Raw genomic sequence first — 23107 nt, 5'->3', positions numbered from 1 at the left:
TCACCGAGTGGAGGGCGCGAGGAAGGCCGGACCTCGGCTGAGGCCCGTGGCCCGCCTGCAGAAAAAAGCAGGCGGCAGTCACCACAGGTACAGCCGGACAGACCCGGCCTTCCCCGCGCGATGGTTTTAACGGTCTATAGCGCGCTCTTCCTGGTGCACCGGGCTTTCTGGCCACCATGTCGCGCAATGCGCTCTCGCGCATTACGCTTGATACTAGCGTCGGAGTATCAGAACCACACGCCTTGACCGTCCGCGAGCAGCCGTTCGTCCGTGCCAACAGCACTGCGCCCGCCCGCGTCCACCGCATCCCGCTGCCAACGTCCGTGACGACCGCGAACCGTCCCCTACCGTGCAACGGGATGGGCGGACCATAATGCTGATTTGGGGAAACGACAAAGCGATTTATGTTTTTCAGCAAACCTTGACACGATCATTTCGGGTTAACGTGATTTGCCCGACGGGCACGCGCGCCCGCCGAGGCTCCCAATTCAGACCTCGGAGCTGGAAAGGCTCGATGCACCCTGCGGCTCTCCCGCTCATGCTTGACTTTCTCCGCGCGGTACGGACAGTTCCGGCCACCGCTCCCGTCGCGATCGTGATCACGGAATTCGCGCCGCTTCGCGAAGGGATTGGTGAGCCTCTGCATAGTTCATCGTTTTTGATCATGCCCGTTCGGAGAAGACATATGAAATCGCTCGTTGCCCCACTATTTGCCGTCGCCCTCCTGCTGTCATCTGCGCCGGCGTCGGCGGTCGTCCTCGATCTGTCGACCATGAGCTGCAAGCAGTTCGTCGAAAGCGGCGACGACACCATCAAGATGGTGCTGATCTGGCTGGACGGCTGGTACAAGGGCGATCAGGACGAAGCGCTGTTCGACACCGAGGAGTTCATCGCGAACGCCAAGAAGTTCGGCGCGTACTGCGCCGAGCATCCGACGGTCAGCATCGTGACGGCGGCCGAGAAGATCCTCGGCAAGTAACCGGCGACGCGCACCATCCGTGTCGCGTAGGGCGGGTTGGTGTTAGTGTGACCCGCCTTTCCACCGCGCCGCCAAGGGCGGATGACGCTCCGCTCATCCGCCCTCCTCCGTTGTCTCAAATGCCGAGCCATTCCAGTCTGCCCGGCAGTTCATCCGCGGCAAAATCGACTTGCAGCACGCGGCGATGGCCGGGCTGCACGGATAGTTCCGAGGCGTGCAGGATCGGTGTTGCATACAGCCAGATGTCGCCCGGCTCGGCGTGGCACGCGACGGTGCCGCACCGCGCGACGACGATCGGCACATCGGCTTCCGGGATGCGGCCGAGGCAGTGTGAGCCTGGCGCAATCAGGAGCGGGGCGTTGCCGTCGGGCACGGCGTCGAGGTGGACACGCAAGGTGACCATCCGCGCCAGCACCTCGTAAGGCGGCGCGACGTGCTGCAGGCCGCCCTTGGTGGTCCAGGGACCGAAACCCGAGAGCTCGATGCGCTCGCGCACTACGATGGTCCGGTCCTGATGCCACGGGACCGCCCAATTCATCTGCGGCGTCTTGTCGAAATAGACGGCGCGCACCGGGCGCGCGGCATCGCCGAGAACGGCGGCGGCGGCGCGGCCGACCGGACCGTCATTGGCGAGCAACGGCGTCAGCGCGGCAACACCGTGCAGCCGGGTGCCGGCCTGCGCCGGTGCGTGGCGGGACAGCGCGGCGGCGAGAGCGTGCAAAGCGGACGCATCGAGTGCCGTCGTGACGTGCAGCGCGCCGGCGTCGGTGAACTGCGATTTCTGCTGGGAAGAGAGCGCGAAGGTCATGCGCGCAGGAGACTAGAGTGCGCCGCGGGAGCTTGGCAATCGCTCTTCTTTCCCGCCGCCGAGTTCGCAATCCATGCCCACGATGGACATGAGATGCGAGCGCGATGGGGCCACCGGCGTCAAGCTTCGGTCTTGGTCCGGCATCAGGACGGCGGCGTCCGGACATAATCAGACGCAACTGGCGCCGCCAGTTTCGGGCGGCAGTTGCGTTGAAGAAGCGGGCCGAACGTCCACCGCGCGGCCCGGCTTCCTTCTTCACGCGAGAGTCCCATGTCGATCAGCTCTGTCACAACGCCCGTCGCGGCCACCGCGTCCCAGGCAAGCACCGCCACGCAATCCACCTCGTCCACGTCTCAGACGTCGTCGTCCTCGGCCACCAGCTCCGCCAGCGCCACGTCTGAAAGTTCTTCCGGCAGCGGCGGCTCATCGTCGGGCAAGACCGTGGTCAGCGAGGTCTCGATCACCCTCGACGGGATCACCACGACGACGATCACCTATTCCGACGGCTCGACCGAGGTGACCAAGACTGCCGCTGCCTCGAACGGAAGCGGCAACAACGCGCAGACCTACAATGCGCAGGGCGCGACCAATGGCGCAGCCAGCAGCACGGCTGCGTCGAGCCAAGGCGTGACGGCCTGAGGCTCGTTCGGAATCCCCGCGCCGTCCTACGAGCTGTGGGTCGCGCCGAGCGATGGCGTGGCGCCGATCGCGAGCGTCGCATCCGAACGCGCCGGTTCCGAATGAGGAACTGGACGAGCATTACAACAGCAAAACGCGCTGCGACGCACGCGTCGCGGTGACGCCGTGAAGCAACAGTCCGCGCGCGATGTCATGCGCGGCCCATTGTTAATTTGCCCCGGCGCGCCGAGTCACGCCTGCTGGCAGGCGGCTACGACAATGGGGAGACGACGATGTTGCGAAGCGTGATCGGCGCGGGAGTGCTGGTGCTGGCGATGGGGTCCGAGTTGCAGGCGGCCAACGAAGCAGGTCCGGAGACACGGATGTCGTGCTCCGAGGTTCGCTACTACGTCGAGAAATATACCGCCGAGGTGGCCGAGATGTATGCGCGCAGCCGGGGCGCCACCGACGCCCAGATCAGCCGGGCCCGGCGCTGCCTGTCGCCGGTTCACTTCCGCCGGGCGGAGCGGTCGCACAGCTATACGGAGTGAGACGGCAGCCCATATTGGCTTGCTCGTTGTTGTCATCGCTCCCTCCACCGTCATTCCGGGGCGCCCGCAGGGCGAGCCCGGAATCCATACTCACGATGGTGGTGAGGTGCGAGCGGCATGTGGCGCGTGCTCGCCTCAAACTGAGGCCTGTGGTTATGGATTCCGGGCTCATTCACGCTGCTTCAAACGGCTGCGCCGTTTGCGCGCGAATGCCCCGGAATGACGACTGGGAGAGAGTTGAGACTCTTAGGGCAGGTTAGCCGCGGGCGTAACCCGCCGTCTTGATTTGGAAGGCAGCGGATGACGCTGCGCTCATCCGCCTACGACTACGCCCTCCTCACGCCTGCTCGATCGCGGCCGGCATCTTGGCGACCGACATCAGCGAGCGCGCGACCTGGTTGAGGAGCTGGTCGGCGTTCTCCTCCTCGGCCAGCGACTTCGACAGCAGCGCGACGACGGCGCTGTGGCGGAGCTGCTGGGCGAGGTTGCGCGCGGTGGTGTAGCCGGAGATCTCGTAATGCTCGACCCGCTGCGCGGCGCCGATCAGTGCGAGGTCGGCGGCGGCATCCTCCTTGTCCTCGCTCTGGGTCATGATCTCCTGCCCCTCCTCGACCAGGCCCATCATGCCCTTGCAGGGCTTTGCACGCGGGGTCTTGCCGAGCAGGCCGAAACACTCGTTGATGCGCTCGATCTGCTGCTCCGTCTCCATCAGATGCTGCTCGAACAGTTCACGCAGCTGATCGAAGCGCGCGGCCTCCGCCATGGCCGGCAGCGCCTTGGTGAGCTGCTTCTCGGCGTGCAGGATGTCGCGCAGCTCGTCCATGAGCAGATCGCTCAAGCCGGATTCGTCCGCCGGCGGCGAGCTTTCAGTGACGATCGCAGAGGCCGTACCGGGTTCGCCGGCCTGGATCGCCGGCGATTCCGTGAACACCCAGTCGCCGCCCTCGTTCCAGGGGCCGCGGGTGTCGATCTCGCCGTGGTCCCCGGCGCCGGTGGAATCGTTGAAGAACTGATCGACCAGGCCCGGCGTCGGCGCGAGGCGGCCGATGCTGAAGGCCGGCTTGCCCATGCTCTCCAGCGCCAGCGCGAACGCCTTCATGTGGGTGATCTCGCGCGTCATCAGGAACTGCAGCGCGTCCTTGGTGCCGGCATCGTCGGTGAAATTGATCAGCCGCTCATAGACGATCTTGGCGCGCGCCTCGGCGGCGATGTTGCTGCGCAGGTCGACGTCGAGCTCGCCGGTGATCTTGAGATAATCGGCAGTCCACGGATTTCCCTGCGAGTTGAACAGGTTGACGCCACCGCCGCCGGCGATCGCAATGAGCGGATCGGCCTCGGCGGCCTCGCGGTCGAACTTGGCGGGCTTCAGGTGCATGCGGGCGAGCGTACCGACCACCTCGAGATGGCTCAGCTCCTCGGTGCCGATATCCATCAACAGGTCCTTGCGGTCGGGATCCTCGCAATTCAGGCCCTGGATCGAGTACTGCATGGCCGCGGCGAGTTCGCCGTTGGCGCCGCCGAACTGCTCGAGCAGCATGTTGCCGAAGCGCGGATCCGGCTCGTCGACACGGACGGTGAACATCAGCTTCTTGACGTGGTGATACATGGAAGGCCTCGGACGTTTGCGGGGGGACGGCAAGCAAGGTCCGAACGGCCGGCCACCACGGTTGTTCCTTACCGCCGACTGACGCCATGCGCGTTCCTGCCGGCTGCGCGATCGAGGCAGGCCGGCCACGGCACGAGGGGTCAGGGCGATGCCGCGTCAAACGCGCCTTCCCCTTGTCGGCGAGCTCCATTATGCACGCCAAGACGCACTCCACACCCGGATTGCCGGTATCATCGAGGCTTTGCGCGTTGGTGCCAGGAATGCGCAAGAGGGAACCTGCCGGGGGGAGGCGGCGCCTGCGCCACCGGCGCGGGCTGCCACGCGACATCCTGTTGGCAGCTGAACGATGGCCCCTTGCTAAGGTTTTCCCTGCTCGCCTAAGCTGTTCCGCTGGAGAGCGACATGTTGATGCGAACACCGGCCAGGGAGAAGCCAGGTCTCGGCGCGCGAGTCCGTCGGGTCATCGAGCGACTCCGCGACCACGCATCGTCATTCACCTCATCATCGCCCGCGAATGGGGCGACACTGCGGAAGCCGTCCTACGTTGTCGACGATGAGCCTGACGACAGCAACATGGACGTCGCGCTGGCGGCGCTGATTGATCAGATCGAACGTCCGGCGCACACGCCGCCACCACGGTTTCCGAGTCTCGCGCGCGTCACATCGTCGCGCCAGGCGCCGCACATCCCGGTGTACGAGCGGCCACCCTATTTCGACGTCGCGCCGCGCCCCGTCGAGGTCGAGCCGCGGCGGATGGCCTATGATGAGGCCGCCGAGCGCATCGTGCCCGAGGACGAACTGTCGGAACTGCGCAAGGACCTGATGAGCGCGATCTCAGCGCGGCTCGGATCGCCGGAGGATCATCTGGCGACGATCAGGAACCTGCTGAGGTCGGTAAAGTAGGATGTGGGGCCGCAGCAATATCGGCAAGACGGTCGAGGAGCTGACCGATCATCTGCGGCTGGTCGATCACGTGCGCGCGCTGCAGGATGGCCAGAAGGAGATCGCCGAGGCGATCAGGGCGGTCAACAACCGCCTGACCTCGATCGAGGCCGAGTTCAGGGTGCTCAAGGCGGAGACGCAGCGCGATGCGCTGCGCGAGGTGCAGCACGCCGTGCAGGGTGTCCAGGGCTCGGTGCATGACGAACTGACGCGCATGGCGACTCGGCTGGTGGTGCTGGAGCAGGCACTGCGGCGCGAGGCTGTCCGACAGCAGGCATCGCCGGCCGCCGGCCCGCGCCCGCCGGCTGCCCCGTCCCGCCCGGACGGATCACGCTGAGGCGCGACAACTGGACCGCGGCAGACTCAGCGCAACTTTGCCGAGCGGCTTGCAATCTCGATGATGACGCTGCCGCTCTTGGCGTAACCGTCCGGCACAAAGGCTTCGCCCGGTGCGAGTTCGCGCATGTCCTCCGCGTCCTTCGGCTTCGGAAAGCCTTTGGCGCAGGCCGTGCTGATCGTCTCGTGATCGGCGTAGCTGACGGCGGCGACCACGCTGCCGGGGGTTGGCCCGGCCGCGAGCTTCGACAGGCCGAAATATTTGAGCTGCTCCGAACAGGTAACGATGTTGGTCAGATAGGCTCCCGTCGTGTCCTCGGCCTGCAGCAGAAAATCGTAGGACATCTCGATGGACCCGCCGCTGGCACTGGCGAAGCCGACGCGCGCCACGCCGGTCTCGACCACCCCCTGCCCCATATGCCCGGTCAGGCAGACGAGCACGTCCTGCGCTTCGTCCCTGGTGGTGGAGATGACGCATTCATTCACCTGCATGCCCGGCTGGAAGCCGCGAAATTTGTAAGCGCCGCCGACCTGCTCGAACACGACCGCGCCGCCGAAATCGGTCGCGTGCGGCTCGCAGCCGCTGCCATAGCTCACGACCAGCAGCGGATTGCTGGAGGCCAGGAAACGTCCCTGCTGCCGCTCAGGCCTCAGGGTGACGTCACAGCGGCGCCCCTCGGAGTCGGGATAGGACCTGGCGCGCTTGCAGGTGGTGCCCGCGATCGCGCCGGGCGCGCAGAACAGCGACAGCAGCGCGCGGTCGGTGGCGGCAGCCTCAGCGATCCCCGGGAAGGCGTGACAGAGTAGCAGCAGCGACAGCAGTATTGAAAAGACCTTGGTCATCGAATTGCCTTGCAAAAGATCGCAGCTCTGCGCGGGACGATAGCGGACGCCGATGCTGTTGCAAACCAGTCGTAAACCACGGCGAGAATCCATGGCGAGCGCTCGCCTGCGATCACGCCCGCCTTCCCTCCGCGACCAATGACCGCTTCAGCCCTTGGCGCGACCAGCGGATGATGTAGGCTGCGGCGAGATGCAGGACTGGACAAATGACCGGCGGCAACGCAGCCGCCGGCGCACACGCATGAGGGGCCCATGACCGACCATCTGATCGTGACCGACGAGGGCGAGACGCGGACGATCAAGCTCAGGCGCCCGGAGAAGAAGAACGCGATCACCCAGGCCATGTATCTCGGCATGAGCGATGCCATCGACACCGCGCAGAACAATCCGCTGGTGCGATGCATCATCATCACCGGCGGCTCCGGCGTGTTCACGGCCGGCAACGATCTCGAGGACTTCCTGCATGCGGGGGCGGCCGGCAACGACGCCGCGCGCACCTCGGCGGCGACCAAGTTCCTGTATTCGCTGGCGCATAACGTCAAGCCGATCATCGCCGCGGTCGACGGCGTCGCGATCGGCATCGGCACGACGATGCTGTTCCACTGCGACTACGTGCTGGCCTCGACCACGGCGACGTTCTCGACGCCCTTCATCCATCTCGGCCTGGTGCCGGAGGGCGCCTCGAGCCTGCTGATGCCGCGGACCATGGGCTATCAGCGGGCGTTCGCGATGCTGGTGATGGGCCGCACCATGACGGCGGCGGACGCGCAGATCGCCGGCTTCGTCAACGCCGTGGTGGCGCCGGGCCATACCGAGGTCGAGGCGCACAAGGTGGCGCGCGACATCTGCCGGCTGCCGGCCGAGGCGGTGGCGATCGGCCGCAAGCTGATCCGCACCGCGCCGGACGAGTTGACCCGCCGGATCGACCAGGAGGCCTATCTGTTCGCCGAGCGCATGACCTCCGAGGAGGCGGTCGGCGCCTTCAAGGCGTTCCTGTCGCGCAAGAAGAAGAAATGAGCGGGGCCGCGGCGGGCGCGCATGGCGCAGTTTGATGTCATCGTGATCGGCTGTGGCGCGGTCGGCAGCGCCACGCTGCTGCATCTCGCCAAGGCCGGGCGGCGCGTGCTGGGCATCGACCGCTTCCAGCCGCCGCACCGCTTCGGCTCGACCCATGGCGAGACCCGCATCACCCGCGCGGCGATCGGCGAAGGCGTCGACTACACGCCGCTGGCGCAGCGCTCGCACGTGCTGTGGCGGGAGCTGGAGCGCGAGACCGGCGCGCGGCTGTTCGAACAATGCGGCTGCCTGTTCATCCCGAGCCAGGATGGCGGCGAGGTTCACGGCGTCTCTAGCGCGCAGTTCTTCAGCAACATCGAAACCGCGGCGCGGCTGCACGGCGTCGACGGCGAGATCATCTCATCGGAGCGGCTACGCGCCGACTATCCCGCCTTCGCCATCGCGCCGGGCGATCGCGCCTTCCTCGATCGCGAGGGCGGCTATCTCCTGGTCGAGGACTGCGTCCGGGCCGAGCTCGCGGTCGCCGCGCGGCATGGCGCGGAGCTTGTGACCGGCCGGCGCGTGGCGGCGTTTCGCCGCGCCGCGGGCGCCCACATCGTGACCATGGACGACGGCACGACGGCGTCGGCCAACAGATTGATCGTCACCACCGGGCCCTGGATCACCGAGTTGATCGCGCCGCTGCGCCGGCGTGTGAATGTCACGCGGCAGGTGCTGTACTGGCTCGAGGTCCTGTCCCATCCCGAGCGCTTCGGGCCGGACACGCCGGTCTTCATATGGGACGTCAGCGGACGCGGGCGGGCGGCGTCCGATATCTACGGCTTCCCCTGGCTCGGCTCGCCGGACAACGGCGTGAAGATCGCCAACGAGGTGCTGACCGGCGAGACCGATCCCGACCACGTGTCGCGCGCGGTGACGGCGGACGAGATCGCCGAGGTTTACGAGACCTATGTCCGCCCCTTCGTGCCGGATCTCGGCCCGCGCTGCCTGCGCAGCGAGGTCTGCCTCTATACCAACGCGGCGGGCGGCCGCTTCGTCATCGACCACGATCCAGGTGACGCCGAGGTGATCTACGCCTCGGCCTGCTCGGGCCACGGCTTCAAGCATTCGCCGGCCGTGGGCGAGGCGCTCGCGGCGATGGCCCGGGGCGAGACGCCGCGCGTCGACCTCTCCGGCTTCACACTGGACCGGCTGGCCGTCGCCGATCCAGCATAGCGGACGGCGCAACTACTTGCCGGACTGCAGCGCCGCCGTCTGCTTGGCCAGCCCGTCGTTGAACTGCGTCTCGAGCTTGTCGAGATAGGCGTTGAATTCACCCGGCTTGACGAACGGGTTGGGCGCGCCGTCGGCGATCTTCGCCCGCTTGCCGGCCATGTCGTACATCTCCGGATGCGGCGCCAGCAGGATGTCGGGATGCGCCGTCCTGGCCCAGGCGAAGGTCTTCTTGTAGTCGTCGACGATGCCCGGATAGGTGGGACGGCCGACCAGCCGGTTCAGCGCCACGGTGGCGCTGCAGAAGAAGATCAGGCTGCGGGTGGCGTCGCCATCCTTCACGTCGGTCGTCCAGCTGGTACAGCCCGGCGAATGGCCCGGCGTCTCATGCGCCGTCAACGTGACGCCGCCGAGCGTGACGGTGTCGCCCTCGCGCACGGCGCGGTCGACCTTGACCGGCGGGAAGCCGAGATAGCGCTCCTCCTCGCGGCCCGGATAGAAGCCGCCTTCCAGCAGCGGCACGTCCTTGGCGCCCGCCACCATCTGCGCCCCGGTTTCCTGCTTGATCTGCGCCAGCCCCCCGGTGTGGTCGATATGGGCGTGGGTGTTGAGGATGTATTTGATGTCGGCGACCTTGAAGCCGAGCTTGCCGATGCTGGCCTCGATCTGCGCGGTCGATTCCGGCATCACGGTATCGATCAGGATATGGCCCTGCGGCGTGGTGATCAGGTAGGAAGCGAGCCCGTTGGTGCCGACGTAGTAGACGTTGTCGATCACCTTGAACGGCTCGGTCGGCTTATTCCACGCCGCGACCATCTGCTTCATCAGGTCCGGCAGCGATTGCGCTGCAGCGGAGCCGGCGGCCAGCGACAATGTCGCCGCGAGCAGCATCATTCTTTTCATTCCGGCCTCCCGATGTATTGGTGTTATGAAATCGTTTTATGTCATTGCGACCGCGGCGGGGCAATCGCGCTTCGTCCCGCGGCCCCTGCATCACACGTGACCCTGCCATGAGCCGTCTCTCCCGCTTCGCCCTTGCCTGCCTGCTGACCGGCGCCGCCGTTGCAAGCATCGTCGGCCCGCCAGCATCGGCCGAGGACGAGCCGATAGCGTTGCGCATCCTCGCCATCAACGACTTCCACGGCAATCTGGAGCCGCCCTCTTCCGGCATCCGCGTCGCCGATCCCGCCGATCCAACCAAGACCACCGTTGTTCCAGCCGGCGGCGCCGAGCACATGGCGAGCCTCGTCAAGCTGCTCGCCGACGGCCAGCCCAACACGATCTTCGTCGCAGCCGGCGACCTGATCGGTGCGAGCCCGTTCCTGTCGGCGATGTTCCACGACGAGCCGACCATCGAATCGATGTCGCAGATGGGGCTCGCCCTGTCGGCGGTCGGCAATCACGAGTTTGACGAGGGCAAGGCCGAGCTGCTGCGGATGCAGAACGGCGGCTGTCATCCGACCGACGGCTGCCGCGGGCCGCAGCCGTTCACCGGTGCCAAATTCCACTATCTCGCGGCGTCGACGTTCCTCGCCGGCACCGACAAGACGGTGTTTCCGCCCTATGAGATCCGCACCTTCGAGGACGTTCCGGTCGCCTTCATCGGGCTGACGCTGAAAGGGACCCCGGGCATCATCTCGCCGGCGAGCGCGGCCGGCCTCGACTTCCGCAACGAGGCCGAGAGCGTCAACGCGCTGATCCCGGAATTGAAGGCCAAGGGCGTGCAGGCGATCGTCGTGCTGATCCACGAGGGCGGCTGGCCGTCCGGTGGCATGAACGAATGTCCCGGGCTGTCGGGGCCGATCGTCGACATCGTCAAGGAGCTCGACAGCGCGGTCGACATCGTCATCTCCGGCCACACCCATCAGGCCTATGTCTGCACCATCGACAAGCGGCTCGTCACCTCGGGCGACAAGTTCGGCACGCTGGTGACGGCGATCGACGTCAAGCTCGACCGCACCACGCGCGACGTGATCAGCGCCACCGCGACGAACATCGTCGTCGACACCAGCCTGCCGAAGGATCCGGCGCAGACCGCGCTGATCGACGCCTATGAGAAGCTCGCGGCGCCCTACGCCAATCGCCCCGCCGGCGTGCTCACCGCGACGCTGTCGCGGCTGCCGAACGCCTCCGGCGAGAGCGTGCTCGGCGACGTCATCGCCGATGCCCAGCTCGCAGCGACAGCCGCGGCGGACAAAGGGAGCGCGGTCATCGCGATGACCAATCCCGGCGGCATCCGGACGGATCTCGTTCGCCGCGACGACGGCGCGGTGACCTATGCCGACGTGTTCGCGAGCCAGCCGTTTCGCAACCAGCTGATGACGGTCACCCTGACCGGTGCCGAGATCAAGGCCGCGCTGGAGCAGCAATGGCTCGACCCGGCGCGGCCGCGCATCCTGCAGGTCTCCAGCGGTTTCTCCTATGCCTTCGATGCGAAACAGTCCGCGGGCGCGCGGATCGATGCCGCCAGCATGATGCTCGAGGGCAAGGCCATCGATCCCGCCGCGTCCTACCGGGTCACCATCAACAACTACCTCGCGCTCGGCGGCGACGGCTTCACCGCGTTCAAGAGCGGCCGCGATCCGATCACGGGACCCTATGACGACGAGGCGCTGTTCGCCTATCTCAAGGCCAACAGCCCGCTGGCCCTGCCGCCGCGCGGCCGTATCGTCAACAAGGCTTCGTGACGCCTGCCGCGCCGGGCGGAAAGCCGGTCATATCGCCCGCGGGGCTCTTTCCGAGGCTGCGTTCAGCGCATAGATTGGGCCCTCCCGCAACGCGCGAGTGGCAGAGCCCTGATGTCGACGCTGTATCTCTCTCATGAAGCCTGCCTCGATCACGCCACGCCGTCCGGCCACCCCGAGCGCGCCGACCGCCTGCGCGCCGTCGAGGAGGCCCTGACCGAGGAGCGCTTCGCCCTGCTCGATCGCGACGAGGCCCCGGAGGCCGACATCGAGCTGGCCCTGCTCTGCCACAACGAGCACTACGTCACCGAGCTGCGCCACATGGCCCCGACCTCGGGCATCATCTATCTCGACGGCGATACCTCGATGTCGCCGGGCACCTGGGAGGCCGTGATGCGCGGCGTCGGCGGCGCCGTCGCGGCGACGGAGTCGGTGATGTCGGGCCGCCACCGCAACGCCTTCGTGGCGGTGCGCCCGCCCGGACATCATGCCGAGATCGCCAAGCCGATGGGCTTCTGCTTCTTCGACAATGTCGCGATCGCCGCCCGCTACGCCCAGCGCACCTTCGGCATCGAGCGTGCCGCCATCGTCGACTTCGACGTCCACCATGGCAACGGCACCCAGGACATCTTCTGGGCCGACAAGAGCGTGATGTACTGCTCGACCCATCAGATGCCGCTGTTCCCGGGCACCGGCGCCCGCGGCGAGCGCGGCGAGCACGACACTATCGTCAACGCACCGCTGGCCTCCGAGGACGGCAGCCTTGAGTTCCGCTCCGCCTTCGAGAACCTGATCCTGCCGCAGCTCACCAAGTTCAGCCCCGAGCTCGTGATCATCTCGGCCGGCTTCGACGCCCACTATCGCGACCCGCTGGCGTCGCTCAACCTGCGGGCGGAGGATTTCGGCTGGGTCACCCGCAAGCTGATGGAGCTCGCCGACAAGACCGCCGGCGGCCGCGTCGTCTCTGTCCTGGAGGGCGGCTATGACCTTCAGGGACTTAAGGAATCCGTCGCGGCCCACGTTGCGGCGCTGACCGGGGCGTAATCCCCAGGTTCCAGCCGATCCACCCCGGCAGGGCCTGACAGGGCCGCGAGCGGGGTGTAAAAGCACGGCCCCGGAGTTGAGTGAGCTGCAGGGAACCCGCATGGCGGACAACACCGTAACCGACGTCAAGAAGCTGTCGTTCGAGCGCGCGATCGAGGAGCTGGAATCGATCGTGAAGCGCCTCGAGGACGGCAAGGTGCCGCTCGAGGAGTCGGTGGCGATCTATGAGCGCGGCGAGGCGCTGAAGCGGCGCTGCGAGGAGCTGCTGCGCCAAGCGGAGGCCCGGGTCGAGAAGATCACGACCGACGCCAGCGGCCATGCGGTGGGAACCGTGCCGCTCGACGTGCAATAGCGGCTTGCGGCCGACCGGCCGTCTCCGAGCGACAGTCCGGATTTATTTCGCTGGTTGTGGCCCGACGCGACACGCGGGCAAAGCGCCTCCCATTCGTGCAATTCAGCCGCGCATCGGTGCAACTGCATCGTCAATGGGCTTGGCCGCCAAGTGTCCCCCGGCGAAGTCTCTGCCACCGCGTTCACCGCTCGAGAGCCAGCGCGACGTCCTTCGTTTACCATGCGACACGATTGGATCCGGGCAGTTCGCCGTGGCGCCCCCCGATCCTACGATCGTTCCGTTCCGCGTCTGCGATCGTCCGGCCCGATCATGACAATGTGCTTGGCTCGCAGGTCTTCCGCGTCCGCTTCGTGACGATCCACGAAAGGCCGCACGCCTGCGACTTCTTCATGATCGTCTGCGGACCGATCCCCTGACGCGGACGCATGGCTCACCGTACCGCGGCGCGCGCAATCGCCGCATCGGCCGATTCTGCGGCGCGGGAAAAAGCCTGGACCGAGCTCGCGTCCCCGGTCTATTCCGGAGCGACGGTTGCCGTCGATTTGAGCAGAGCAATGGAACCTCCGGCATGCCGCCGCGGTTGAGACGTGGCGCAAAGGTACCGTTTGCGGGCTTGCCAACTCCCGCCGGGTTGGCTTTAAGACGCACTTTGGTGTAAAGCTTCTCGCAACTGCGGGTTTTTGGAAGTGTCCATCCTCTCCGGAGAGAGGAATCTAAGCGCTTGCAAGAGCTAGCAAAACTGACTTGGCTGAACGACTTGGCGATCTTGGGCGACTAACGAGGACGGCAAGGCCACCAAGAGTGACTTACATCACATAGATCGATCCCAAACCCGGCTAGTCTTCGGACTGCGGCTTCGATCCGCGCGGATGTGACCTTCAAGACCTCAGGTTTCGCCGCCCGTTACGATGAACCTCTCAGATGTCGGCCCTTGAACCCGACCTGCAAAATTGGAATGTCACCGTGACCACATTTAGTAAGACGCCGCTTCTCGACACCATCAAGACCCCGGAAGATCTGCGCCGGCTGAAGGTCGAGCAGGTCCGGCAGGTCGCCGACGAATTGCGCCAGGAGACCATCGACGCGGTCTCGGTGACCGGCGGCCATTTCGGCGCTGGTCTCGGCGTGGTCGAGCTGACCACGGCCATCCATTACGTGTTCGACACCCCGCGTGACCGCCTGATCTGGGACGTCGGCCACCAGGCCTACCCGCACAAGATCCTGACCGGACGCCGCGACCGCATCCGCACCTTGCGCACCGGCGGCGGCCTCTCCGGGTTCACCAAGCGCGCCGAGAGCGACTACGATCCGTTTGGCGCTGCGCACTCGTCGACATCGATTTCCGCCGGCCTCGGCATGGCCGTTGCCCGCGACCTGTCGGGCGGCAAGAACAACGTGATCGCCGTGATCGGCGACGGTGCGATGTCCGCCGGCATGGCCTATGAGGCCATGAACAATGCCGGCGCGATGAACTCCCGCCTGATCGTGATCCTCAACGACAACGACATGTCGATCGCGCCGCCGGTCGGCGCCATGTCGGCCTATCTGTCGCGCCTGTACTCGGGCAAGACCTACCGAACGCTGCGAGATGCCGCCAAGCAGCTCGGCCAGCATCTGCCCAAGGTGATCGCCAACCGCGCCAGCCGCGTCGAGGAATATTCCCGCGGCTTCATGATGGACGGCGGCACGCTGTTCGAGGAGCTCGGCTTCTACTACGTCGGCCCGATCGACGGCCACAACCTCGACCATCTGCTCCCCGTCCTGAAGAACGTCCGCGACATGGAGACCGGCCCGATCCTGGTCCACGTCGTGACCCAGAAGGGCAAGGGCTACTCGCCCGCGGAAGCGGCGGCCGACAAATATCACGCGGTGGCCAAGTTCGACATCGCCACCGGCACCCAGGCGAAGGCCAAGCCGAACGCGCCGGCCTATCAGAACGTGTTCGGCCAGAGCCTGGTCAAGGAAGCCGAGAAGGACGACAAGATCGTCGGCATCACTGCCGCGATGCCCTCGGGCACCGGCATCGACATCTTCGCCAAGGCGTTCCCGAAGCGCACCTTCGACGTCGGCATCGCCGAGCAGCACGCCGTGACCTTCGCCGCCGGCCTCGCAGCCGAGGGCTTCAAGCCGTTCTGCGCGATCTACTCGACCTTCCTGCAGCGCGGCTACGACCAGATCGTCCACGACGTCTGCATCCAGAGCCTGCCGGTGCGCTTCGCCATCGACCGCGCCGGCCTGGTCGGCGCCGACGGCGCGACCCATGCCGGCTCCTTCGACAACGCCTATCTCGGCTGCCTGCCGAACATGGTGATCATGGCGGCCTCCGACGAGGCCGAGCTGGTGCACATGGTGGCGACCCAGGTCGCGATCAACGACCGGCCGAGCTCGGTGCGCTATCCGCGCGGCGAAGGCCGCGGCGTGGAAATGCCCGAGGTTGGCGTTCCGCTGCCGATCGGCAAGGGCCGCATGATCCGCCAGGGCAAGCAGGTCGCCCTGCTCTCGTTCGGCACCCGGCTTGCCGAGTGCGAGAAGGCCGCCGACGAGCTCGCCGCCCATGGCCTGTCCGCCTCGATCGCCGATGCGCGCTTCATGAAGCCGCTCGATGAGGAGCTGGTGATGAAGCTCGCCCGCGAGCACGACATCCTGATCACGATCGAGGAAGGCTCGATCGGCGGCTTCGGCTCGCACGTGATGCAGTATCTGTCCGACCAGGGCATGCTGGACGGCGGCCTGAAGATGCGTTCGATGGTGCTGCCCGACGAGTTCCAGGACCACGACACGCCGGCAGCGATGTACGCGCGCGCCGGGCTCGACGCCAAAGGCATCGTCCGCAAGGTGTTCGAGGCGCTCGGCAAGGATTACACGACCGAGTCGGTCAAGCTCGCCTGAGGCGAGCTTGCGTCCCGCAGTGGTGAGCCATGAAGATCTATCTGGCAGGTCCCGACGTGTTCCTGCCGGATGCCATTGAAATCGGCCGGCGGAAGGTCGCGATCTGCGACCGCCACGGCCTGATCGGCCTCTACCCCCTCGACAACAGCATCGACCTCGCCTCCTCCGACGCCTCGCGCCAGATCTTCCATGGCAACGAGGCGATGATGGACGACGCCGATGCCATCATCGCCAATCTCACACCGTTCCGCGGGCCCGGCGCCGATGCCGGCACGGTCTATGAGTTCGGCTACATGGCCGGCTCCGGCAAGCTGTGTCTCGGCTACTGCAACGACCCGGCCGTCTACGCCGATCGTGCCCGGCGCTTCACGGCGGTGACGGAGCAGGACGGTCGCCTGGTCGATGGCGAAGGCCTGACTGTCGAGGATTTCGGCCTGCCCGACAATCTCATGATGATCCACGCGCTCGAGCTACGCGGCGCTCCGCTCGTCGCTCCACGCGAACGCCCTGCGGACGTCTGGCATCATCTGGCAGCGTTCGAGACCTGCGTGAGATTGGCGGCGGAGCGGCTGGCGACGAGGACGGTTTGATCCCGGGCCCCTCCGAAGCCGCGAATACGCACGAACAGCTTGCAACACCCGTCATTGCGAGCGAAGCGAAGCAATCCAGGGCTACAAAGGAGGTCTGGATTGCTTCGTCGCTTCGCTCCTCGCAATGACGGAGTTCAAAATTCATTGCGTCGCCCTCATCTCACCTATCTCGCGATCCGGCCCATGACCCCTGCCCGCAAACGTGCTGACATCCTCCTCGTCGAACGCGGCCTGTTCGAGAGCCGCGCGCGGGCGCAGGCGGCGATCGAGGCGGGGCTCGTGTTCGCCAACGACAAGCAGGTGGGCAAAGCCTCGGAGAACATTCCCGCCGACGCCGTCCTGCAGGCCGAGCCGGCGCATCCCTGGGTGTCGCGTGGCGGCGTCAAGCTGGCGGCGGCGCTGGAGCATTATGGCATCGAGGTCGAAGACCATGTCTGCCTCGATGTCGGTGCCTCCACCGGCGGCTTCACCGAGGTCCTGCTGGCGAATGGCGCGGCGCTCGTGTTCGCGGTCGATGTCGGCCGCGACCAATTGCACCCATCATTGCGCAATCACCCGAAGATCATCTCGATGGAGCAGACCGACATCCGCAGCTACGACGGCAAGCGCCTGCCGCAGCGCCCCGACGTCGTCGTGATCGACTGCAGCTTCATCTCGCTCAAGGCGGTGCTGCCGGTCGCGCTATCACTCGCGGCCTCGCCGATGAGCCTGCTGGCGCTGATCAAGCCGCAATTCGAGGCGCAGGGAAAGCACGGCAAGGGCGGCATCATCAAGGATGCAAGCGTGCATGCCGCCGTCTGCGACGACATTGCGGCCTTCGCCGCCTCGCTCGGCTGCAGCGACATCGAGATCTTCCCGTCATCGATCAAGGGCGGCGACGGCAACGCCGAGTTCTTCCTGGGAGCGCGCCGCCATGGTTGAGCGTCTCGTCATCGACCATGTCGGCCATCGCGGCGATGGCGTGTCGCTGTCATCGGGCGAGGCGCTGTACGTGCCCTACACGCTGGCCGGCGAGACCGTCGAGGCGGCTGTCGTGCCCGGGCATCCCGATCGCCGCAAGCTGCTCGCGGTGGAGGCGGCGAGCTCGGAGCGGATCGCGCCATTCTGTGCGCATTTCGGCGTGTGCGGCGGCTGCGCCATCCAGCACTGGATGCCCGGGCCCTATCAGCAGTGGAAGCGCAACATCGTCGTCGAGACGCTACGGGCCGCCAAGGTCGACTGCGACGTGGCCGATCTGATCGATGCCCACGGCGCCGGCCGGCGCCGCGCCACCTTCCACGCCCGGATGGGCACGCACGACGTCCTCAGGGTCGGATTCTCGGCCGCGAACAGCCACGATATCGTGCCGATCGACCGCTGCCCGATCCTCGACCCCGCGCTGGACGGTGCGCTGGAAGCCGCATGGGCGCTGGCGGAGGCGCTGAAGCCGACCGGCAAGCCGCTCGACATTCAGGCGACCGCGACCAGCAACGGCCTCGACATCGACATCCGCGGCTCCGGCCCGCTGCCGCCGCCGCGCGTCGCGGCCCTGTCCCGCCTCGCCGAACAGCACCGGCTGGCGCGGCTGACGCGCCATGGCGAGCTGGTGCTGATGCGCAATGCGCCCGTGGTTACGATGGGGACGGCACAGGTGACGCTGCCGCCCGGCTCGTTCCTGCAGGCCACCGTGCAAGGCGAGGAGACGCTGGCGCAATTGGTGATGGAGCGGATCGGCAAAGCCAAGCACGTCGCCGACCTGTTCTGCGGCGTCGGCCCGTTCGCGCTGCGGCTCGCCACGCGGGCGCGCGTCACCGCCATGGACAATGATGCCGGCGCGATCGCGGCGCTGCAAAAGGCGTCTGGCACGCCCGGCCTCAAGCCGATCAAGGCCGAGGCGCGCGACCTGTTCCGCCGCCCGCTGATGTCGCCGGAATTGCGCGACATCGACGCCGTCGTGTTCGATCCGCCGCGCCAGGGCGCTCAGGCGCAGGCCAGGCAACTCGCGGCCAGCAAGGTGCCGGTGATCGTCGCGGTGTCCTGCAACGTCACGACGTTCGCGCGGGATATGCGCATGCTGATCGACGGCGGCTACAAGCTCGAGACCGTGGTGCCGGTCGACCAGTTCCGACATACGCCGCATGTCGAGCTGGTGGCGAGGCTGGTGCGGTGAGCACCGTCAGCGGATTTACGAGCGATATCGGCTTTTTCGGGAAGCGCCAAGCGTTGCCCCTGCAATGACGCACGGAGCTCGCGCATCACGCTCGGTGCGCCCCCTCGCCCCGCTTGCGGGGAGAGGTCGACTGAGAACGCCGCTGACTATGAGCACGAACTCGTAGGCGATCGACCAGCGATGTCGCCTATCCGATGCGCTACCTCACCACGCTGACCTTCACCGGCGCGACGCCGGAGTTGACCATGCCGAGCGCCTGCGCGGCTGAGTAGGACACGTCGACCACCCGGCCCTGCACGAACGGTCCGCGATCGTTGACACGCACCACCACGGAGCGGCCGGTCTTGACGTTGGTGACCTGCAGGCGGGTGCCGAACGGCAGGCTGCGATGCGCGGCCGTCAGCTCGGAGGGATTGAAGCGCTCGCCGCTCGCGGTCTTCTGGCCTTCCGAATAGTAGCTGGCGAGACCGGACGCTCCGGAGTGCGCCGGCGGCGGGCTGAGCTCGGCCCGCCGGACGCGCACCACTGACTCCGGTGCCGTCTCCGCACGCTGCACCTGCGGCCGAAATTCGGCTCCGGCCTGCTTCGTCGGCGCCGCCCAGCGCGCCTGCCGGACCGCCGATGATTGCGCGCAGGCTGCGAGCGAAGCCGCCGCCGCACACACCAGCGCTGCCCTGAGAAGTTGGCGAGCGAGCCCTGCACGCGGACCTTGGATGACTGACGAGCGCCTGACGCGCTGCGCGGGACGTGCTGTCCGGTCGATGATACGCATGTTCTGTGCGCCTCCGCCTCAACTCGCTCATGGTCGCGGCCCAATCGCGGCGGCACGGTGGCAAAGGGAAACTTGCGGGAGGTGCAACCCCTGGTTTTTGGGAGATTGTGGCTTAATGGCAACAGATCAGCCTGAACAGCGGCCCTGTGGAGTTTTTCCACGCAAGAACTTCATACTGTCATCCTGGGAGAACACGTGAATGCCTGACCCGCTGCTGACCCGCATCGTCGGCGAACTTGCCGATGTCCCGGGACTGCGCGCCATCGCGCTCGGTGGATCACGTGCGCGCGGCACCGCGCATTCGGGCTCGGACTACGACGTCGGGCTCTACATCGCATCCAGGCACGACCTCGACACCGACGTGCTGCGCGAAGCAGTGCGGCGGCTCGTCGACGACCCGCAAACGCTCGAACTGACGGCGGTCGGCGGCTGGGGACAGTGGATCGTCGGCGGCGGCTGGCTCAGAATCGACGGGCACAAGGTCGACCTGCTCTATCGCGAGATCGATGCGGTCGGCGGCGTGATCGACGACTGCCGGAATGGGCGGATTGAGATGCACTACCAGCCAGGCCATCCGCATGGCTTCGTCTCGGCGATCTGGATGGGCGAGGTCGCGCTCTGCCGCCCGCTGCACGATCCCGCGCAACTGCTGGCGGGGCTGAAGTCGCGCTGCACGCCCTATCCGCGCCGCCTGCGCGACGCGATTATTGCGCGCTTCCAGTGGGAGATCGCATTCAGCATCGATAATGCCGAGTTGGCTGTCGGGCGTGGCGACCATACCCACGTCGCGGGCTGCGCCTATCGCGCCCTCGCCTGCCTTGCGCAGGTGCTGTTTGCGGTCAACGGGCGCTACCTGATCAACGAGAAGGGTGCGCTCAATGAGGCCGCGACGTTTGGACTGGCACTCGCCGATCTGACGGCGCGCGTGGAGCTCATCTGGCAATCGATCGGCAATGGCGAATTCGGTGCGGCGCTCCGCAGCCTGCGGGAGGTCGAGGCCGAATTGAAACAGGCGTTGGTCCATGCTGCGGCGGCCGGCTGAGATCGGCGCCTTACCAATCAAGTCTCCCCGCGCGCGCGTCTGCTCGGCAGCCCGGGCCTGCGGGTCACCGCCCCCAGCGGTCCTGCCAGATCTTCTCGCCGATCGTGCAGGACACGCGCGGCTCCTTGTCGGCATCGTCGGCGACCGGCACGATCCGCGGCGGAGGTGAGCGTCCGGCAACCTCCATCAGCAGCTTGGTGCGGATGGCTTCCTTGAACTCGTCGCGGCTCTTGATGGTGACGACGAACGAGCCGTGACCGCCGGTGACGCAATCCTTGTAATAGAGATCGAGGTTCTCGATATCCATGGTCGAGTAGGACGGCTCCTTGACCATGATCGGCAGGCCGTTGATCGTGATGCCCTTGTCGACGGCCTCGTCGCGCGCGATCGTCACCGGTGAGGGACCATTGTTGTTGGGCCCGTCGCCGGAGATGTCGATGACGCGGCGCAGTCCGCGGTAGGGATTCTCATCGAACAGCGGCATGGCGAAGTAGATCGCGCCGGAGATCGAGGTGCGCGACGCGCGGCGGATCGGCGTCTTCATGATCTCGGCGGCGACGGCGTCGGCACTTTCCGGTCCGTCGATCAGGCGCCATGGAATGATGATCTTCTGGTCGCTCGAGGCCGCCCATTCGAAATAGGTCACGGCGATGCGGCCGTGCACGCCGCTCTTCAGCGCCTGCAGGAACTCGCGCGAGCTGAGCGCCTGGGCGTAGCCTTCGCGCTGGATCGCCAGCTCGTCCAGATCCATCGAGTAGGACACGTCGACGGCGAGGATCAGTTCGACGTCGACGGACGCTTCCTTCTCGCTCAGTTGCTGCGCCGGCTGGGTCCTCGGCGCGGCCACGACGGTGGCGACGTCGCCGCCGGCCAAGGCGCCCGCCAGACACGCCACCCCGATCGAGATCCACCAGCGCATGAGCTGCCCTCCAATCGCGTCTGATGATGGTGACATGCAATCCGCAGAGCGCAAAGCGGGAACGCACACATCCATTCACATTCCGGTTAGTCCCCTGGGGTTTGCCCGGATGTCAGGCAGCCGCGTGCGCCCATCGCGCAAGGCATGCAGCCCGTGGTTTCCCGGAGCGGCCGAAGCCTGTATCGTGGCGTGACTGCCGCATCCGGAACACAGGCGCGCCCTTAGAATGAACGATGCCGTCACCAAGCCCAAGACGAAGGTACGCACCAAGACCGAGCGTCCGCGGCTCTACAAGGTGATCCTCGTCAACGACGACTTCACGCCGCGCGATTTCGTGGTGATGATCCTGAAGGCGGAATTCAGCATGACCGAGGACCAGGCCTACAAGGTCATGATCACGGCGCATAAGCTCGGCGTCTGCGTGGTGGCCGTGTTCACCAAGGACGTCGCCGAGACCAAGGCGACGCGCGCGACCGATGCCGGCCGCGCCAAGGGATACCCGCTGCTGTTCACCACCGAGCCGGAGACCTGAGCCGGCGAACTAATTCCCTTCCTCGCGCAGCCCGTACGCACGTTGTGCGGTCGCGAGGCCTGCGATCGGAAATTCGCCGAGATCGGTCCAGAGATCGGTCAGCGGCCCGGGACAGGCGCCGGCAAACGCCTCGGACGCGACCACCGTCCGCTTCAGTCGCGCGGCGATCTTCTCGAGCCGAGCGGCGAGATTGACGGCCGGGCCGATGCAGGTGAAGTCGAGCCGGTTGCCGCCGCCGATATTGCCATAGAGCAGCCGTCCGACATGCAGCGCGACGCCGAAGCGGAAGCGTTCCCCGGTGCCGCCGGCCGCGTATTCGAGCGCATCGACGCGGGCCCGCGAGGCGCGCGCCGCCGCAAGGACGCGGGCGCAGACCTCGGTCGGATCGCCGCCCTGCTCGCGAAACGGAAACACGGCGAGCAGGCCGTCGCCCATGAACTTCAGCACCTCGCCGCCCTGCTCGCGGATCGGATCGACCTGGCAGTCGAAATAGTGGTTGAGGATCGCCACCACGTCCTCAGCCGGCAGGCGATCGGACAAGGGCGTGAAGCCGCGCAGATCCGACAGCCAGATCGCCGCATCCAGCGTATCGGTGTGGCCGCGGCGGATCTGGCCGCCCAGAATACGCTCGCCGGCGCTATTGCCGACATAGGTGTCGAGCAGCATCGAGGCCGTACGTCGAAGCGTGACGATCTCGGTGTAGCGCGCCAAAGCCGGCATCAGCGAGCGAATCGCATTCAGATGCGCGTCGGTGAAGCCTGTTGGAGATTTGGTGGTCCAACTCGACGCGTGGACCGCACGGTCGATGAAGGTCAAAGGTAGAGTGAAATAGTCGGTCACGCCTTCGGCCCGCAGATCCATCAGGATCGGAAAGAGCTCGGCTTCCCGATCGCGAGGATCGGCCCTGAACTCGGTCCCCTGCTCGAACACGCGCGCAAGCGGGCTGTCCCTGTAGGCCGGCGTGCTCTCGAAGCCGAAATCGACCGAGCCTATCTCGACCTCCGCCCCCTGGCGCCAGATGAAGCTGCGGCCGGCGATATCAGGATGAAGGGTGCGGACGAACACGCCCACGCGCCACAGCGGCACGCCGAGCCCGACCAGACGATCGCAGCATTCGGACATCATCTGGCTCGGCGTCGCCGCAGAGCGCGCGCCGTCGACCAGCCAGTCCTTGATGTCCCGCAGCTTCGAAGCGTCCATGGGACGACACTAGGCGAGCAGC

23 protein-coding genes are annotated in these 23107 nt (G+C 66.5%); 16 read left to right on the top strand and 7 right to left on the bottom strand.

Annotated elements, in window-relative coordinates; translation table 11 throughout:
* Positions 1 to 685: 685 nt before the first annotated feature.
* A complete protein-coding gene (locus tag QX048_RS33925; protein WP_315715557.1) occupies positions 686 to 979 on the top strand; it encodes an HdeA/HdeB family chaperone in 294 nt (97 codons plus the stop codon).
* 115 nt (positions 980 to 1094) lie between these two features.
* Here the strand turns inward: QX048_RS33925 and QX048_RS33920 are convergent, their stop codons facing one another.
* The gene (locus QX048_RS33920; RefSeq protein WP_315828095.1) at positions 1095 to 1787 is read right to left on the bottom strand and encodes a phytanoyl-CoA dioxygenase family protein; all 693 of its coding nucleotides are present in this window, start codon (positions 1785 to 1787) and stop codon (positions 1095 to 1097) included.
* A gap of 270 nt (positions 1788 to 2057) precedes the next feature.
* Between QX048_RS33920 and QX048_RS33915 the strand changes: the two genes are divergently transcribed.
* Together QX048_RS33915 and QX048_RS33910 are read left to right on the top strand one after the other, a co-directional pair.
* A complete protein-coding gene (locus QX048_RS33915; protein ID WP_315715555.1) occupies positions 2058 to 2426 on the top strand; it encodes a hypothetical protein in 369 nt (122 codons plus the stop codon).
* Between the two features lie 272 nt (positions 2427 to 2698).
* A complete protein-coding gene (locus QX048_RS33910) occupies positions 2699 to 2956 on the top strand; it encodes a hypothetical protein (RefSeq protein ID WP_315715554.1) in 258 nt (85 codons plus the stop codon).
* A 337-nt stretch (positions 2957 to 3293) separates the two neighbouring features.
* Here QX048_RS33910 and QX048_RS33905 read toward each other — a convergent pair whose 3' ends face one another.
* Complete coding sequence (locus tag QX048_RS33905; protein WP_315828094.1) at positions 3294 to 4562, bottom strand: DUF892 family protein; 1269 nt, start codon at positions 4560 to 4562, stop codon at positions 3294 to 3296.
* Positions 4563 to 5135: 573 nt separating this feature from the next.
* Between QX048_RS33905 and QX048_RS33900 the strand changes: the two genes are divergently transcribed.
* Both QX048_RS33900 and QX048_RS33895 read left to right on the top strand, forming a co-directional pair.
* Positions 5136 to 5465, top strand: a complete 330-nt coding sequence (locus tag QX048_RS33900; protein WP_315828093.1) for a hypothetical protein — start codon at positions 5136 to 5138, stop codon at positions 5463 to 5465.
* Position 5466: 1 nt separating this feature from the next.
* The gene (locus tag QX048_RS33895) at positions 5467 to 5841 is read left to right on the top strand and encodes a hypothetical protein (protein ID WP_315828092.1); all 375 of its coding nucleotides are present in this window, start codon (positions 5467 to 5469) and stop codon (positions 5839 to 5841) included.
* A gap of 26 nt (positions 5842 to 5867) precedes the next feature.
* Here QX048_RS33895 and QX048_RS33890 read toward each other — a convergent pair whose 3' ends face one another.
* Positions 5868 to 6683, bottom strand: coding sequence for a hypothetical protein (locus tag QX048_RS33890; RefSeq protein WP_315828091.1), 816 nt, complete (start codon positions 6681 to 6683; stop codon positions 5868 to 5870).
* A gap of 252 nt (positions 6684 to 6935) precedes the next feature.
* Between QX048_RS33890 and QX048_RS33885 the strand changes: the two genes are divergently transcribed.
* The gene (locus QX048_RS33885) at positions 6936 to 7700 is read left to right on the top strand and encodes a crotonase/enoyl-CoA hydratase family protein (RefSeq protein WP_315828090.1); all 765 of its coding nucleotides are present in this window, start codon (positions 6936 to 6938) and stop codon (positions 7698 to 7700) included.
* Between the two features lie 21 nt (positions 7701 to 7721).
* A complete protein-coding gene (solA, locus tag QX048_RS33880) occupies positions 7722 to 8915 on the top strand; it encodes an N-methyl-L-tryptophan oxidase (RefSeq protein WP_315828089.1) in 1194 nt (397 codons plus the stop codon).
* A gap of 12 nt (positions 8916 to 8927) precedes the next feature.
* Here solA and bla read toward each other — a convergent pair whose 3' ends face one another.
* On the bottom strand, positions 8928 to 9815 hold the full coding sequence (gene bla / locus QX048_RS33875; RefSeq protein WP_315828088.1) for a subclass B3 metallo-beta-lactamase: 888 nt from the start codon (positions 9813 to 9815) through the stop codon (positions 8928 to 8930).
* 107 nt (positions 9816 to 9922) lie between these two features.
* On the opposite strand from bla, the gene QX048_RS33870 reads away from it, so the two are divergent.
* The 7 genes from QX048_RS33870 to QX048_RS33840 all read left to right on the top strand — a co-directional run bounded on the left by QX048_RS33870 (position 9923) and on the right by QX048_RS33840 (position 18620).
* Positions 9923 to 11599, top strand: a complete 1677-nt coding sequence (locus QX048_RS33870) for a bifunctional metallophosphatase/5'-nucleotidase (protein WP_315752054.1) — start codon at positions 9923 to 9925, stop codon at positions 11597 to 11599.
* 111 nt (positions 11600 to 11710) lie between these two features.
* A complete protein-coding gene (locus QX048_RS33865; protein WP_315715545.1) occupies positions 11711 to 12640 on the top strand; it encodes a histone deacetylase family protein in 930 nt (309 codons plus the stop codon).
* A gap of 100 nt (positions 12641 to 12740) precedes the next feature.
* Positions 12741 to 12992: an exodeoxyribonuclease VII small subunit gene (locus tag QX048_RS33860; RefSeq protein WP_315715544.1), complete on the top strand. Its 252-nt coding sequence runs from the start codon at positions 12741 to 12743 to the stop codon at positions 12990 to 12992.
* A gap of 963 nt (positions 12993 to 13955) precedes the next feature.
* Positions 13956 to 15881 carry a 1-deoxy-D-xylulose-5-phosphate synthase gene (gene dxs, locus QX048_RS33855; RefSeq protein WP_315715543.1) on the top strand — a complete coding sequence of 642 codons (1926 nt, stop codon included), beginning with the start codon at positions 13956 to 13958 and terminating at the stop codon, positions 15879 to 15881.
* Positions 15882 to 15910: 29 nt separating this feature from the next.
* Positions 15911 to 16471 carry a nucleoside 2-deoxyribosyltransferase gene (locus tag QX048_RS33850; RefSeq protein ID WP_315715542.1) on the top strand — a complete coding sequence of 187 codons (561 nt, stop codon included), beginning with the start codon at positions 15911 to 15913 and terminating at the stop codon, positions 16469 to 16471.
* Between the two features lie 183 nt (positions 16472 to 16654).
* On the top strand, positions 16655 to 17392 hold the full coding sequence (locus QX048_RS33845; protein ID WP_315715541.1) for a TlyA family RNA methyltransferase: 738 nt from the start codon (positions 16655 to 16657) through the stop codon (positions 17390 to 17392).
* Positions 17385 to 18620, top strand: a complete 1236-nt coding sequence (locus QX048_RS33840) for a class I SAM-dependent RNA methyltransferase (protein WP_315828087.1) — start codon at positions 17385 to 17387, stop codon at positions 18618 to 18620. The genes QX048_RS33845 and QX048_RS33840 overlap by 8 nt, the downstream gene beginning before the upstream one ends.
* A 199-nt stretch (positions 18621 to 18819) precedes the next feature.
* Here QX048_RS33840 and QX048_RS33835 read toward each other — a convergent pair whose 3' ends face one another.
* Entirely contained in the window at positions 18820 to 19392 is a 573-nt protein-coding gene (locus QX048_RS33835; protein ID WP_315828086.1) for a septal ring lytic transglycosylase RlpA family protein, read from the bottom strand.
* A gap of 199 nt (positions 19393 to 19591) precedes the next feature.
* Between QX048_RS33835 and QX048_RS33830 the strand changes: the two genes are divergently transcribed.
* Positions 19592 to 20434, top strand: a complete 843-nt coding sequence (locus QX048_RS33830; protein WP_315828085.1) for a nucleotidyltransferase domain-containing protein — start codon at positions 19592 to 19594, stop codon at positions 20432 to 20434.
* Positions 20435 to 20498: 64 nt separating this feature from the next.
* Here QX048_RS33830 and QX048_RS33825 read toward each other — a convergent pair whose 3' ends face one another.
* Positions 20499 to 21353 (bottom strand): DUF1194 domain-containing protein, encoded by an 855-nt coding sequence (locus QX048_RS33825; RefSeq protein WP_315828084.1) that lies wholly within the window; start codon positions 21351 to 21353, stop codon positions 20499 to 20501.
* Positions 21354 to 21579: 226 nt separating this feature from the next.
* On the opposite strand from QX048_RS33825, the gene clpS reads away from it, so the two are divergent.
* On the top strand, positions 21580 to 21885 hold the full coding sequence (clpS, locus tag QX048_RS33820) for an ATP-dependent Clp protease adapter ClpS (protein WP_315715536.1): 306 nt from the start codon (positions 21580 to 21582) through the stop codon (positions 21883 to 21885).
* A gap of 9 nt (positions 21886 to 21894) precedes the next feature.
* On the opposite strand, the gene QX048_RS33815 is transcribed toward clpS, so the two are convergent.
* Entirely contained in the window at positions 21895 to 23085 is a 1191-nt protein-coding gene (locus QX048_RS33815; RefSeq protein WP_316201042.1) for an adenylate/guanylate cyclase domain-containing protein, read from the bottom strand.
* Between the last annotated feature and the right edge of the window lie 22 nt (positions 23086 to 23107).

Origin of the sequence: Bradyrhizobium sp. SZCCHNS30572 (genome assembly GCF_032484415.1) — a bacterium.
GTDB lineage: Bacteria > Pseudomonadota > Alphaproteobacteria > Rhizobiales > Xanthobacteraceae > Bradyrhizobium.
The sequence above is the reverse complement of the archived record's forward strand: the minus strand, read 5'-3'. Positions and strand labels throughout refer to the sequence as shown.